General features: G+C 33.3%; 12 protein-coding genes. 4 read left to right on the top strand and 8 right to left on the bottom strand.

Features of this window, described 5'->3' with window-relative positions; genetic code table 11:
- Positions 1-239: 239 nt before the first annotated feature.
- The 5 genes from DN393_RS00295 to DN393_RS00310 form a co-directional block, all read right to left on the bottom strand.
- Positions 240-2825, bottom strand: a complete 2586-nt coding sequence (locus DN393_RS00295) for a DEAD/DEAH box helicase family protein (RefSeq protein WP_149173131.1) — start codon at positions 2823-2825, stop codon at positions 240-242.
- Between the two features lie 71 nt (positions 2826-2896).
- On the bottom strand, positions 2897-3124 hold the full coding sequence (locus DN393_RS00300; RefSeq protein WP_149173132.1) for a hypothetical protein: 228 nt from the start codon (positions 3122-3124) through the stop codon (positions 2897-2899).
- A 15-nt stretch (positions 3125-3139) separates the two neighbouring features.
- Positions 3140-4231 (bottom strand): DUF6094 domain-containing protein, encoded by a 1092-nt coding sequence (locus DN393_RS00305; RefSeq protein ID WP_149173133.1) that lies wholly within the window; start codon positions 4229-4231, stop codon positions 3140-3142.
- Between the two features lie 102 nt (positions 4232-4333).
- Positions 4334-4471, bottom strand: a complete 138-nt coding sequence (locus DN393_RS31290) for a hypothetical protein (protein ID WP_179958482.1) — start codon at positions 4469-4471, stop codon at positions 4334-4336.
- Between the two features lie 21 nt (positions 4472-4492).
- Positions 4493-4906 carry a DUF6018 family natural product bioysynthesis protein gene (locus tag DN393_RS00310; protein ID WP_149173134.1) on the bottom strand — a complete coding sequence of 138 codons (414 nt, stop codon included), beginning with the start codon at positions 4904-4906 and terminating at the stop codon, positions 4493-4495.
- Positions 4907-5289: 383 nt separating this feature from the next.
- On the opposite strand from DN393_RS00310, the gene DN393_RS31295 reads away from it, so the two are divergent.
- Both DN393_RS31295 and DN393_RS00315 read left to right on the top strand, forming a co-directional pair.
- On the top strand, positions 5290-5445 hold the full coding sequence (locus DN393_RS31295; protein ID WP_179958486.1) for a hypothetical protein: 156 nt from the start codon (positions 5290-5292) through the stop codon (positions 5443-5445).
- Positions 5446-5678: 233 nt separating this feature from the next.
- Entirely contained in the window at positions 5679-6671 is a 993-nt protein-coding gene (locus tag DN393_RS00315) for an AlbA family DNA-binding domain-containing protein (RefSeq protein WP_149173135.1), read from the top strand.
- Positions 6672-6798: 127 nt separating this feature from the next.
- Here the strand turns inward: DN393_RS00315 and DN393_RS00320 are convergent, their stop codons facing one another.
- Together DN393_RS00320 and DN393_RS00325 are read right to left on the bottom strand one after the other, a co-directional pair.
- Positions 6799-8523 (bottom strand): helix-turn-helix domain-containing protein, encoded by a 1725-nt coding sequence (locus tag DN393_RS00320; protein WP_149173136.1) that lies wholly within the window; start codon positions 8521-8523, stop codon positions 6799-6801.
- A 39-nt stretch (positions 8524-8562) separates the two neighbouring features.
- Entirely contained in the window at positions 8563-10035 is a 1473-nt protein-coding gene (locus DN393_RS00325; protein ID WP_149173254.1) for a hypothetical protein, read from the bottom strand.
- Positions 10036-10839: 804 nt separating this feature from the next.
- Here DN393_RS00325 and DN393_RS00330 point away from each other — a divergent pair.
- Together DN393_RS00330 and DN393_RS00340 are read left to right on the top strand one after the other, a co-directional pair.
- Positions 10840-12549, top strand: coding sequence for a hypothetical protein (locus DN393_RS00330; RefSeq protein ID WP_149173137.1), 1710 nt, complete (start codon positions 10840-10842; stop codon positions 12547-12549).
- 1227 nt (positions 12550-13776) lie between these two features.
- On the top strand, positions 13777-14742 hold the full coding sequence (locus DN393_RS00340) for a tyrosine-type recombinase/integrase (RefSeq protein WP_149173138.1): 966 nt from the start codon (positions 13777-13779) through the stop codon (positions 14740-14742).
- Positions 14743-14896: 154 nt separating this feature from the next.
- Here DN393_RS00340 and DN393_RS00345 read toward each other — a convergent pair whose 3' ends face one another.
- Positions 14897-15361 carry a hypothetical protein gene (locus tag DN393_RS00345; protein WP_149173139.1) on the bottom strand — a complete coding sequence of 155 codons (465 nt, stop codon included), beginning with the start codon at positions 15359-15361 and terminating at the stop codon, positions 14897-14899.
- Positions 15362-15384 lie beyond the last annotated feature (23 nt).

The raw sequence follows: 15384 nt of genomic DNA on the forward strand, positions 1-15384 counted from the left end.
TATCTGCATCTACGAGCTTGTTCAATCACAGTACACTCGTTGTCGGTGACGAAGATTACAAAGATTCAGCTTTACGCTTACACATTCTCAAACTTTCCCTAGCCCCTTCAAACGTCTGTGTAACGTTATCCGTTGGACACTTAACTCTCATGCAACCCAACAATCCGATTACTCAGATAGCAGCTTCGAGCGGGAACACCTTTCATGACTAAGGTGACTTCATAATGAAGCACTATTTATTAGCGACTTCTTGTCGCACAGTCCAATCCTACCTTAACTAATTCTTGCGAACAGATGATAACATTCACACCGCTATTTACTTGCTCTTTTAACCATGCACTGCGCTTTGGCGGGTTAACTGTATTCGTGCGAAGAATAGCTACTTTTGCACCAGGTACTTGCTCAGCAACCTTCTGTAAACGAGGCTGAATGTCTCGTTCTTTCACTGTAGATCCTGTATCAGATACATAAATGATAGTTGGACGGCCTTCAGAAATTTCAGTATGCAATATTTCTTGCAACTTCTTCTCCTTCGGCTGTATACAATCCTCATCAAATCTGAATTCATTATTGGACCAAACCAATTCCTTTTCCGCGTTATCTAAGTGATAGTTTGGATAGTGGTTCATATTGTCTGGATACGAATTTCCTGTACGAATATAAGAGAGCCATAGTTTCCCAACATCCGGTGTACCTTTCGCCCCTTCAATCGCTTTCTCAAAAGACTCTTTCATATGCTCATAAGCCTGTTTTTGTTCTTCCGACATATCTACAAGAATCGTAGGTACATTAATTAACTCCACAGGATTTGGCCAAACATCTTTTAAGCGTACATTAATGGTTGTATCCATTAAAAATTGAGTAAACACATAAGGTGAAATACCAGGTACGACCTTAGTTTTATCTAATGTACCTTGCGCTCCGCGTGAAGCTATATTAGATGTGACCTCACCATCATGGTAATATGTTCTCTCGATGTTTCCGTAGGTTTCATTCCATTCCATTAAAGAACTATATTCAAAACCACTTTTCACCATTTTTTGAGGGAATAAACGCCATAACGTATAGAAAACATCGCTTGCGCGCCCACCAAATAATGTACCTGTTCCAGCTACGACTTTCTTACAAACCTTTGCTAAACTTCCTAAAGCAGTTCCTTGTGCTGTTTCACTTTTTAATTCGTGAACTTCATCAACGATAAGAGCATCAAAGAAGTGTTTCATTTTTCTACGAATATACTCAACGGTAGCTACCTTTCGATATGCTCGTCCTGTTTGTTTCGCATCATATGGCTTCACACGATTCTCTAGCTCTAGTTGTTTTTGCAGCGGTTTATTTCCCTCTTTTATTGCTTGCACTAATTTATTTTCATATTTGGTCCAATCTTTAAAACTTGCATATTTGGTTTTTACTTTTGGACTCCAAATATTTGAATTACAATCAGCACATACACTGTTTTTATTTGTTTTCGAATCTAAGTCACTTCCTGTAAAATCTTTATACTGACAGACTTCTTTTTGTTCTCCATTAGCTTGGTGAACCATAATGGAAGATGTTTTTTTACGTAACTTTGCACCACAATCTGGACAGTAATATCCATTCTTATAATATCTTTGCATCTCTTCCTCCGACTTCTTGGAAAGTGCAATTTGCTTATAAGGCAATGGCATCTGTTTAATAGAATCCCCTCGCATCGTAGTAAAACTAATGACAAAGAAGGTTGGTTTTTCTGGTTTTGGTCTTCCAGCCTGAATCCATGATTGATGAATACGTATTAAATCCTCTGTACGTTTAATCAGATGTACTTCTGCGTCTGGTATTAAGTGTCGTATTTCTTCTTTTGCCCACTTCTCAGTTAGAGTCGGTGGAACAAATACGCAGGTACGATATCCCTTTTGTTCTGTCAAATGGAAATATCCATCTACTGTCGCTGTCATAATTGCGCTTTTTCCGCTCGACATTTCCCCCTGTATAATGATCCCTTTTTGCACTTGTAATGCTTTTGCTGCACCTGTTGCTACATGTGCCTGTACAGGGAATAAAGGTCTTTGATATGTATCAAAATGAGATAATGCCTGTTCTTTCATCGGTTGATGTAAAGGCTCATCTAATTTTGTTACCTTATCAAGCATGACAGGCGAATATTCCAGTAAATATTCATTTAAATCATTAATTTCATTGATTTTTTCACCTGTACCCTCTTGCGGGAATTGACATTTTCCAGTACGTATCATTTCTGATAAAAACTCTTTACAATCCTCTTCTTTTAACGCTACCTGCGCAATAGATAGAGAAGTAAATTCATTCCTATCAAAATACACATTTAATGGTTGTAACAAATTTCTTGTTAACATCTCTTCATAAATTGGCTTCGCCCATTGTTCTAAAATTGGGAGACCATACGGAGGAGCCATTAAGAAATCTCTTACTTGCATTTCTGGTGCTTCATCAATTGCCACAATATACTTTTCTTCTAATTCTTTAGAAAACGCAATAATTGCCTTTTTTCTATTTACTATTTGTGTATTTATAAACTCAAATTGTCCTTTCGAATTTACATTCATTTTTTTGCCTAATACATAATGTAATTTTTCTTTTTGTCCCTCTCCAAAATACAAACGACTAGTACCCATTGATATGGCTGCTCTGAATGACTTTAATGTACTGTCATTCGCACCTAACACTGCAAATTGCATTTGGTTGTTATGATTAACTGCCATAGCAAAGCAGAAAGCTGAATGTGAAGCAGTGCCTGTCTCCAATTGAAACATCGCTGGCGTTTGTTCCTGGTCAAATGTATCTTGTTTAATTATTTCTTGTAACATAAGTTTCCCTCCTAAAATAAAAAACGCATCTTATTCGATACGTTTCATGTCCTACTCATTCAATTTATTGGCTAAAAATCTATAAACTGTTTCCACTCCGGTAATGATTGTTCAGCCGCATGTAGCATATCGCCTGCACCTTGGAATAGTGAGAATTGCTCTAACACTACAAAATGTTCACCTGCACCAAATTGAGATGCACATAGGCAAATGACTGTAAGAACAATAGCAATACGTAAAATACGACCGCTAAACTCCCATACAATGTATAGTGCTCCAATCCCTAACAGTACAGACATAGTTCTCTTCCTTTCCTAGACAAGCTCTTTGACTTCACCAGTTGGTGTTGCTGTGATAAATTTCGCGCGGCGTTTTTGTAATACAACTTCTTTCGTTGTTGTTTCCAGTTTCTCGAATGAAGTTTCAAAATACACATTTTCAGATCCACGAACAGCATGAAGTGTATCACCTTCACCAAGCAATCCATCTGCCACACCCGTTATCAGCAATAGTCCTAATTGTCCAGAAGCAATTGGCATCTTTGCTCTCTCTGCAGCTGTTTTCTCGCCTTGGAGTGAGTAACCGTTCCCCCTATTTAAGCGTTTTTTTAATGTTAAGATCCCCTCTGATTTACCTACACCTTCATATGCATCTTTATAATCCACGCGAGATGTGAAAATCAATTTATTTTCATGTCGTAATTCAGGTATAACCCAACTCTTACGATTCACCATTTGCGCTAATGTATTCACATTTGCTTTAACAAAATCTAGGTCTGACATATTCTCACAAAAATTAGCGAATCGATCATTAAAATATGTATCATTTTTCGTAGCTCTACGCTTACGCCCGATAAAGACACATTGCTTAAATTGCTCAAATTCTTCATTTTCATCACCAAAACGCATTAATCCCATTTCCTCGTAATTCTTAGCTAAAAAGTAGCTAATGTCATCTTGAGCAAAACGATCGTATGGAATGACATACACGATAACGCCACCGTCTTGTAAATAATGGTGCGCACGCTTTAAGAAATTAAATTCCATTTTCTCTGATTTCTTTTTTTCTGTCCGAAGCTCCGTATTATACGGTGGATTTAAGAAGATGAGTGGAAAATAGTCATGACTAATCATCATATTTTCAAAACCAGAGCGTATTACAACATCTAATTGCTCTTTTGCTTTGTTATATCGATTTGCATCTAATTCCACCCCATATGTATCAAGTTGTATATCAACTTGTTTCACCTCATCTGCAAAACTTCGTAAAATTGTCCCTTCTCCACAGCACGGATCAAAGCAAGCATAAGCTCGCTCTGATTCCATTTGTAATAACTGTATTAAGTGTTTCCCTTCTGTTAATGGTGTTGGATAAAATCCAGCCGCCAAATCATTTCCTATACGCATAATAATTCCCTCCAAGTTCTTTTTTGCAATAAAAAAAGGAAGATCCAAGTATATACATCACTTAGTTCTTCCTTTTATCCTCTATAAACTACCTCGACTTTACTAAAATGGTAGTTCTGCATCTGTAATCTCCAATAGCTCATCCATACCAGAAAAAATATCATCCGGATCTTTGGGTTGCTCTCTTGTTTCCTGCTCTTTTGGATCATCCACTACTATCCAAATATTATTTTTTTTCACTTTCATAACCCTCTATCTTTATTATTTTTCAGTTTCATAAACAATTTCTTCGTAATCGAAAAAATAATCTTTCAGCTTACGCATGATTTTACGAAACTTTGGTTCAGCTACGATCTTTGTCCCATGATAAAAACTTGGTTGCCCGACAAAGCGCCATAAGATGACATAGCCTTCTTTTGCCTCTTGGATGCCTTCAATAAATAAAGCTATTTCGTGAATGGCCATCTTTTCATTAAGAGTGTCTGGTTTAAAGTATTGAAATTTACCATCTGGTAGTATAATTTCAGCTTCAAAACATCCTCTCATTTGATTTACTCTTGCTCTTGATTCAGATGACATCGCTGGTGCAGCATATGATTTCTGATTTTTTTCCATTCGTGCTTTATGTTCCTCTACTGTTGGTACTAGTTGTAAGTGACTACAATCTTTTTTCATTTTATTATCTCCTCTACTGTTTAATTTGTTATTTTATGAATAATAAATAACCCCGCCTGCAAACTTGAAAACAACACAAAAAGGGCTTCTTCAAGTCGATTAAAAGTGTGCATAGCAAAATAAACTATATATACACTAATCGGCTCAAAGAAGCCCTTTCACAAATGAAACAAGACGCAACTTGCTTCTACAACTCAACCACAACACAAAAAAAGGTGTGGGAATAAACGGAATCAAATAAACTAACAATATACCTATATATTATACATTTCAGATTTATATATCAAGATTTTTTTAAAAAAATTACTCTCACCTCTTAGAATTCAAGACAAGAATTCTTATAATACAATACTGACTTAAAATTCTAATTGGAGGTACTTAATATGTTAATTCAAATTAAAAATGCAAAAAAAGAAATTTTTTCTATGGCATTCCTATTCTCTTTATATTTCATAGCACTTTTCTTTAACGAAAAAATTGCTATCGCTAACGCATTAATGTGCATATTTACTATTTACGCAAAAAAAATATTCTCGTAACTCGAATAGACATTACATATAAAAAGAATCATTTCAATATGGTTCTTTTTATCCTATAGCATGATTATTGATCCTTTTGGCAAATTAACCTCTTCTTATTTTTTGTCTTTTATCTACCAAAATGTGAATATATCGATTCATTCGACAATTCTTCTATTTATATGAGAATATAAACTTAACGGTTTTAATCTTCTTATATAAAAATATACACTTAAAAAGGAGTATTTTCCAAAATGAATAATGCCGAATTAATTTTTGAAACCTTAAAAAAAGATGGATATACCGAAATTATACGTATGATTAAAGAGCAACAAGTAGAAACAGATTACTTAGATTTCAAGCGAAAAAGTAATGGTCCAGATGACAAAATTACTACAGATGATAAAAAAAACTATGTAAAAGCATTATCAGGATTTGCTAATACCTCTGGTGGTGTCATTGTTTGGGGAGTAAACGCAAGTAAAAAAAATGGATTAGATGCTGCAAATGAAGAATTTCCAATTAAAAATGTGAAAATGTTTCAGACAATACTAAATGGCTTACTACCAACCGCTTTAACTCCTTTACTACCTAACATTCAAAATGAAGTTATATTTAAAACCGGGAGTAACACAGATGGGTTTGTTGTGACATATGTGCCTGAAAGTTCACTACCTCCGCATCAAGCGCTATTGGGAGAAAATAGATATTACATGAGAGCGGGGGATAACTTTTCACTCATGCCTCATGTGTATATCTCAGATGCTTTTGGTAGAAGGCAAAGACCAGTTTTAGATGTGCATTATGAAATACAAAGTCATTCAGTTACTGGTTCTGGCCCTGAAAGCATACATGAGTTATCCATTGTAGTTAGTATTCGTAATATAGGAAGATATGTTGCTATATATCCTGCAATTCAAATCAAAGCAGAAAAAAATCTCCGACTACTTGAACGTAAATATACACCAGGTCTGAAATCTATTCCCCAAACGCGAAATGATATAAACAAAAATGGTTATATGTTTGCTGGTGGTATAGATGATACAGTTCATCCTGGAACTTATAGGACTGTATATCATCTTGACCTTATAGTCACAGTTAAAGAAAAACATCTTAGAGGTGTGAATACTGAACTAGATGATTGTAATTTCTCATTTTCCTACGAACTTTTTGCACAAGGCTGCGAATCAGTAAAGGGAGAAATAGTAATCACATTTGATGAAATAAGAAAAGCTCTATTCTTCTAATGTAGATATTATTTTTCAAACTTTATAACTGTATAACATAAAACAAGCTATTGCGAACTATATATTTTTGGTTTAAATAAACAAAAATGTATAGTTCCACAATAGCCTTTATATATTAAGTCACAATTTACAACAAATTAACTACCTCTTGACGCTCAATCCACTTATCTAATTTATTATATGTTTCCTCGCTTAACCTTTTTCTTTTACCTGTTAATAGTTTTGAAAGATTAGATGGTGATATCTCTATTTCTTTTGCAATATCCCTTAAACTACATTTATTTTCCTCTTTATATTGCTGGATCTTCTGCTGATACCAATTAATATCCTTATTTACCTGTTGCTGATTCAATTGGGGTGGCTGAATTTCTTTTGTCTCCACACCCAGTACTTCTATTACGGGTTCTTTTACCAATGTTTCCATCAATTTATTTTTAGGTGCTATTTTTTTCTTTTGTAGAAGCTCTTGCTGTAGCGATACCAACTCATCAGTAGGTGTAACCGTTACTTTAAGGTTTAACCAATAATTTTCAAGCCAGTTACGCCCAAAACATTTCCCCTCATCAATCGGTGTTTGGTATTGCCATTCCTTTATTACTTCATCACGCATTAAGTCATCAAGCGTCTTCTCGAATACGTTTCTTATTCTAGCAGGATTTTGCCCCATGCTTACACCCATAACACTTAGAAGACCTTTAGGACCCCCAATCGAATAAGGGTGTACTAAATGCTGATACGCTTGCTGAATTCGCCATCTCCAACTTAAATACCTAGTCAACCTCTTGTGATACCTCTGTTGTTTACTGTTGTATTCAAGAGCCTTTTTAGACAACAAACCAGTCAATTTTTCTGATCCATATAAATACTTAGATAAAAATGTTCCAGGTGCAACATTCATACTTTCAATACCTAGCATTTCATCGGTATCAATATCTTTAGCAAATACTATTTCATCCATTACAAATAGTCTTCGTACTCGTTGCTTTTTATAAGCAAGTGACTCATTTGGATTGTCATCATCATTTAATATAACTATTTCATTGTCTTCGTTTACATATATAAAAATACTTGCCAGTGCAGCTAAACGCTCCATAATCTTTAAACGGTCCTCTTTACGATAGTAGGACTTACCATTTCTCACCTGCTTCATGCTACACATTTCTAATATTTCTTCGTAACCTATATGCACTGGGCTATTTTCTGTACTTGCAGACTTTACCCATATCTCGGTTACAATATCTAAACAATCTGCAGTTAAATCATCCATTACTCGATCAACAAAAGTAGAATCAACCAATGTATTCCACCTATTTAACTCCCCTGCACCTCTTAATTTCAGGTCTCCATCATTAAAACGTGACGATACCACTACAAGACTATTATTCTTATCTGGTAGTTCAGCGATATGTGCATTTAATTCCTTATCTTCAGTAAAATTATTTTTTGCAATTGTATCCGTCAAATGGTACATGAACCCAGCACTACTATGTTCGATAAAGTTCTGCTGCTCTTCCGTATATTTTTTTTCTCGCTTTTGCTTTACTAAAGGAATTTCAAACTCCTTTTCAATATCATTAGCAAGTAATTCAAATACTTCAGGTCGGTATTCTTCTATTTGAGCAACAACTTCCATAATACCAACACCTTGCGACTCCTTATACGATATCCAATTTGCAAATTTTTTAAAGGAGGCAGATGTATACATAGGATCATCTATATAAGCTATATCGCTATTAATTAATGTGCATAGCCCTTTCCATTTGTGGAAGATGCGTTCGTTATTTTTTACATTTTGAAATAGTGGGTATGCCACTAATAATGTATTTTGAAACAATTGTTTTAACTGATCCATATTTCCCTCCAATCCACCTGATATGGTGCATCAACATATTTATTCATGTACTAATGCTTCTTTTGAATTATCTGCTAATAATTTCAATATATTTACACATCGTTCTTTAATTTCTTTTGAACTCATTAAATAAACTATTATTTTTTTTATTTCTTGTTTCTTTTCCGGTGATAATTCTGATACCAACAAAGGATGCATTATGTGAATATGTATATAATCCAAAAACTTATCGCTCATAGCATATTTTTTTATTTCTTTTATTACATTTTCCTTCTCATAAAAAGATGGAAGAGACTTATCTCTGTATTTTGCTATAAACGAGTATACTATCCAGTCTATAGGCAAGTAATCGTTATTAAAGTCTTCTTCAAAGCTCTTCACAAGTCTTCTCATTCTGTTAACGACTAGAGCACTAGAACTATTTAAAACCTCACATAAATACAATAAATCTAAAATTAACATATTTGCAGTAGCTTTGAAATTAACATTCTCATGTAACCTTCCATGCGCAGCTGTATTTCTTAGCTCAATAAAATCATACTTAAAGTATTCATGACATTTGAACCTTCTATCTTTTTTAACTATCTCTTCTATTTTTTTATCCAAGGGGGTTCGTTCAATATTTGATGAAGATACTCCTAGCTCAATACAATAATCATATATTATCCCCTCAATTTGAAGAGGTATAATCTGGCAGAATAATTCCATTCTATCTTCTTTATATATTTCTATTGCTTGTTTAAGCATTTGTCTCTTATTAAGCACATGATTTTCCTCTATAAGAGATAATATTTTATTGTCAATTTCATATGTAATTATATATCTATCTACCCGTTCATTAAACTCCTCTTTATTATTACTGTGTAGAAGTTTCAATTCATTTCGTTCCTGTAACGTAATAAATTCAAATTTATAATTTAATCCATCAAATACTGACATTTCATATTCTTCTTCCCTACCTCTAAACGCATATCGAAAGGGTAACATTTTATTAAAGCTACCGGCGCTAGGAAATCCGTTTGGTTTACTCCAATTTTTGACTTCTTTATATATACTTGATTTAATTTCTCCTGTCATATATTCACATATTCCATCTTTCGCCTTATAGAGCTTTTCAACTAAGTATTGATACTTTTTCTTTTCATATCTATCAATATCTATAACTTGCTGCCTTGATTCATACTCTAGGATCATAGAATTAATTTTCTTTAAGTCCTTCATAACAAGAAATACCTCATGATTAAATTCTTCATAAGGCTCTGTATTTTCTTTTATTCCCATTATATTGTGGGCTACAAATTGATACATTTTTTCTTCTTCATTTGGTAACTCCTCTAATTTGTATCCATATTTCTCACAAAGTTTCTTAGAGACTTCCTCTTTTTTCAATTGAAATACATTAATTTCAAGAACTTCATTTAAAAAATGACGTGCAAGTTTATTTTTTTTAACACGAAAAAATAAATCTTCATCTATTAATTTATGTATAGCTTCCTCCGTTCTGTGTTCCATTATCAATTTCTCTAATCTATGTTGAGCTTGCTCTTGCTCTGCACTGTGTTCCTTTATAATTTTCTCTAATCTATGTTTAGCTTGCACTGTATTGAGTTCCATTATTAATTCTCCCCCTACACATCTATACTATATAAACTCCATCTAAAAATTATCTAATTATATTTTCACTAGTATATTTAATCATACCTTGCTAACTTTACAGATTCAATTTGTAGTGTTTCTCCTTTTTTCAGAGGAAACACTTTTCCCAAGTTGTGCGTATAACGAAAAAGGAGGAAACACCTGCAACCAAATACACTAATTTTAGGATGCGTTTTTCCTCATAAAATAAAAAGAGGAAACATTTTTCCCGAGTCATGCGCGCATTTTTTTTATACTTATACCGAAAATCCTTTTGTATCAATGATTGTATTGTATCTTTATTTTTTTAAACATAAATAAACTCTATTTTTTTCCCAAGTCGTGCGCGTAAAAAAACGGGAAACAGGAAACGTTTTTCCCAAGTCGTGCGCGTAACTAAAGAACAATTAGTAAAAAATGTGATTAAATCAGGGTTTATTGTGCTTTCCGTGTTTCCTCTAGCACCGAAACAAGAAACATATTTTCACAAAAGTTGCACATGAAATTTTTTGTATTTTTTTTTGAGGCCTTGCGGCTCAAGGGGTAAGCGTGTGTTTCCTCTTTTTTAAAACTCTCTTAAAGGGCACGTTTTTACAAAATTCGTTTTGCTATAATCATAATTGGAATATTTTATAGTCTTTTGGCATATATTTCTGAATTTGTAGAACGGAGGTGAAAAAGATGGGAAAATCATTTGTAATACGAAGTCAACGTAGCTTAAATGGAGAAACAACCAATGCCGTGTTAGTAACACTAAAATCTTGGCAGAAGTTTGTGGAAACATTTGAGGGAAAATACTATAGCTATAAAGATACATATTTAGAAGATATTCTGCAGCACATGACATACGAAGAGCGTATTGCTGATGTTGAAGGTTTTGTCGAAAAAGCCAAACCATCTTTTTCACGTCGCGCAATGTCTGCAATTGCAGAAAAAACGGGAAGAAAACATAAATTATACGGCATTACAAATGCTGATCTCGAAGTTTTCTTATATCTACATAAGAAATGCTTTACTAATGGTGTCATTCCAAATGTAACAATACATATGATGTGGGAAGATTACAAGCAATACAAAGAAGAATTTGCTTATATCCAACACTCTCAATTCTATATTGCATTAAAGAAATTAAGCTTACATAACATTATCTCCATTGAAAACGGAGTAGATGGCCGATATACAATCAAGCTGACTCATTTTATGAATGAGGAAACAGAAAAAGCAAATCCATACGTATATATTAGTCCTGTTGTATTTACAAAGGCTTTCTTTAAGCTATCTGTAGCATCTAAGAAACTATTCTTAGACATTGCTATGCAACAACATACAGAAACAACGTTAAAGCGTTCATTGGACAAGCAGGACGAAAGAGGAAACAAAACTCACTTCGGTGGGATGTATCGTTTCTTACATAAAAAATATCCACATCAAATTCGTGCCGTTATTAACGAATTAACAACGGCATTACCATGTACGGGGAATCCCCTATTCAAAATTTGCAAAATGCAAAAAGGGGTAAAACATACAAAACGATATACAACCTTATATTTATCTATTCATTCGGACTTTTTATGTACAAAAGAAGCTGGAGAAGAGCAACACAGGGATCCATTTACACCAAAAACTACCTATGCTCGTAAGGCGAAGTTTATAGAAGCAGTTCTACAGGAGATGAATATCGGTGAACTGTCTGCAGACATGAATAAATTCATTCATGTATTAAAGCATACTTGTCATCGTCAAATCCGCAGTGTAATTCGCGGACTTCGTGATATGGTTGATCGAAAAGAAGGATATCCAACGAAAATTGTATATACATTAAAAAAACTATTACATCAAACATCTCAATATCAAATCCTTGATGCTGCAGCGAAAGAAGGTATCTACCCTCTTATCGCGCAACATATACCAAAAGAGAGAAATAGTGACCGTGAGCAAGCTGTCTTTAATTTCGGTTTACATTATTCTATGTACTCTCTTCACAACATTAAGAAGATGTTTAAGAATGTGCATGCACTACTGAAGCAGAAGTTTGCGGTACCTGTGACGGAAGAATCTTATCACCGTAATTATTTAAAATACCAGGAAGAAACGTTATTTAGAAAATATGCATATGATCAAGGTGTAAATCTCCATGCATATATTGCTTTAGAAATTGAAATGCGTGAAAAATTGAAAGCACGCGGCCATAAAGAACGCATAATTCCAAGTGATATACGTGAATGGTTTATTGAAGAAATTGATAAGCTACCGCAAGAGAAGTTGCGTGTGATTGAGCTACCAAAACAGTTTAATTTACTAGAGTTTATGCGTACCTTCGAACGTTTAGTACGTGCTGGTGTAACAATAACCACTCCAGATCAGGTGCTAAATGCAATTGAAATAAAATAATAGCAACTAGCTCTCTATTTTTGAAAAAAACAAAAGTGGAGGGCTATTCGTGTTTGTTTGAGTAGTAATCCCCTCCTACTACTCTATTTATAAATATTAAATCGAAAGAACTTCATGAGAAATGGAGTCTTTTTTTATGCAATTCTATACAAATTCGACTCTATTAATACATAACTCTCCACAAAATACTACGGAGTATTCTTCAAATGTATTAAAATCTCCCTCATAATACCTACAAAAAATCAAAAGGAAAATTATAAAAATAGTGGATATGAGGACAAATATGATCCAATGTGGATATAATCTTTCTGAAATCATTGTAATGACTAATGTTGTTGTATTTATCTAATAAAAATCATCAATAATAATGTGAGTTATGTGTAAATACTGAGTAATGTTAACAAATAGCAGCCTAATCTGAATGAAATGTGGATAATTAAACGATTAACACTAACTCAGTTAACAAAATAAGTAAAATAACTTTTGTTTGTAGGAATGAATATATATAACGCAATTGGTATCAAATTCTTTCCGATTTCATGTAGAAATATAGTATTTTCTTTCTGCTTTTTTGTAGAATTAAAAGTTTAACAATCCTTAAATCTACAGATACTTGTTCTGTAATTTATGATTTTTTCTGTTCCTATATCAAATTCCCCCTTGCAGGAGTAAGTCTAACCTCAATTTTGAATAACCTATAAAAGTTTTATCTTTATTTCTTTTTAATATATAAGATATATATTTATAATAGATTTTTAATATAGCTAGTATGCTTGTTAATAAGATGTCTGACCTAATTGAAAATATTTGTAAATTACGTTATAATAATGGTAATTAAACATATCATTACCCACATACAAAAGGACAAACCTATGTATCCCTACCAGGATGAGGTTTGTCCTTTTGTCATTGTATTCAACAATTAATATTTGGAGGATTTAACATGGCAGCATAAAAAGGTACAACTTATACAGAAATAAATACGTATAACGATATTAGTTTTTTTAACGGACTACGTTGGGGATTAGTTTTTGTAGTGCCTTTTTGGGGCATCATAATCACTCTATACATTTTACTTTGCAAATAATAATCAACATATAAAAAATGCAAAGGGTTGTTTGTCCGTTTGCATTTTTTATATGCCAGCAACCGTGCGTAGCAAAGGGCGGTAGCAGGTCTTTTATTTATTTTCTGTTATAATATCTCCAAAGAAACTAGGTGATTATAATGAACGAGACAATTTGCATAGAGAAAACTTTAGAAGAGTTCTCTGCATATTTAAATGCAAAAGGCCGAAAACATTCTACGATTCAACGCTATGCATACGATATTAAAGATTTTTATAGATGGTTGAGTGAAAATGAATTGCTTTTACATATCAAATTATGGAATGAAATATCCGCAGATGATTATCAAGCTTATTTTTTAGTGTTAGAAAACAAACGAGAATATTCTCTTAAAACAAGACACAGGATATGGGTGGTTTTAAGGAAATTACACATGTTTTTAGGTATAGTTAGTCCACTAGATGATATTCATCTCTCTTTAATTCCCGATCAATCACTAAATGACAATGATTTTATTACCGAATTAGAAGAAACGCTTTTAAAACAAACTGTTCTATCAACAAAGGGGCTAACAGAAAGACAAGCGAAATATCGGCCTCTAATCATGGATAGAAACGCTTGTATAATTAATTTAATAGTAAACTACGGTTTGTCTTTACAAGAGCTAGTATCGCTTAATATGAGCCATATACAGTTTGCTAGGAACACTATAATTGTTCCAGGGGAAAATGGAGTTACTAGATCTGCATTCTTAACTGCGGAAGATACACAGCAGCTTTACAAATATTATTCGACTATCCCTGAACCCGTAAGACCTCGACAACACACAAATAATCCCTTATTTGTGGCATTTGATTTTAATCGAGGTACTTATCGATGGGTTTACGAAAATAATGCGCCAAAAGCTTTGTCTGAGGTTGCTATACAAAAGATGATTCGACTTGAAGTGAAACGAGCAGAATTAGATAGGCGTATTTCTGCACAGCAGTTAAGAAACACATTTATTCTCCGACTTATTAAGCAAGGAATAACTGAAGATGAATTGGTACGTAGAATAGGATTCAAAACTAAGATATCTTTAAAAAGATATTATCAATATTTGATGTTGTATAAAAAGACTCAATGAAAAATACTTTGGGAACTTATACTGTATGATAACGATGTATCTTCTTTATAAATTCGTTTTTATTATTACTGTAACTTTGTTTTTAATTAATAATTTGGATGAATTTTATAATCTTATGAACTCTCTATATGTTTCTGCGGAAAAAGTGAAACTCCTATTTCACAGAAAAAGACTTTTGAACTTTGCACAGCTCGTCTTTTGTTAATTGTTTCTTATTTTCATTAGAGGAATAAATTTGATATTGAACGCCCTTTTCATTCCAGTATATATGATGTAATTTATTTTTTGGCTGATTGAATGCTTGACGAGTTTTATCAAATGTATTGATTTCTTGTAAGGATTTTTGTGGAAAAACGTTCTTTCCTTTTGTTATTTCAACAATTAATTTCTGATTGTCTTTACTTGAATAAACGATGGTAACATGTTCTGCATTCTCATCTGCAACTGTTATTGAATCTACTTCGAAAGGTAATTTAGTAGCATATGATATTTGAAAAGGGAGTTCTTTTGGTGCAGTAGCCATGACTTCTTGTGATACAGGGTACCAATTTCCATCTTTTACAGAACAACCTGTAAGCATAGTGATAAAAAACAAAAGGACAAACCAAAGTCTTTTCATTCCGTTCCCTCCTTTTTATAACG

Source organism: Bacillus sp. BPN334, from assembly GCF_008368885.1.
Lineage (GTDB): Bacteria > Bacillota > Bacilli > Bacillales > Bacillaceae_G > Bacillus_A > Bacillus_A wiedmannii.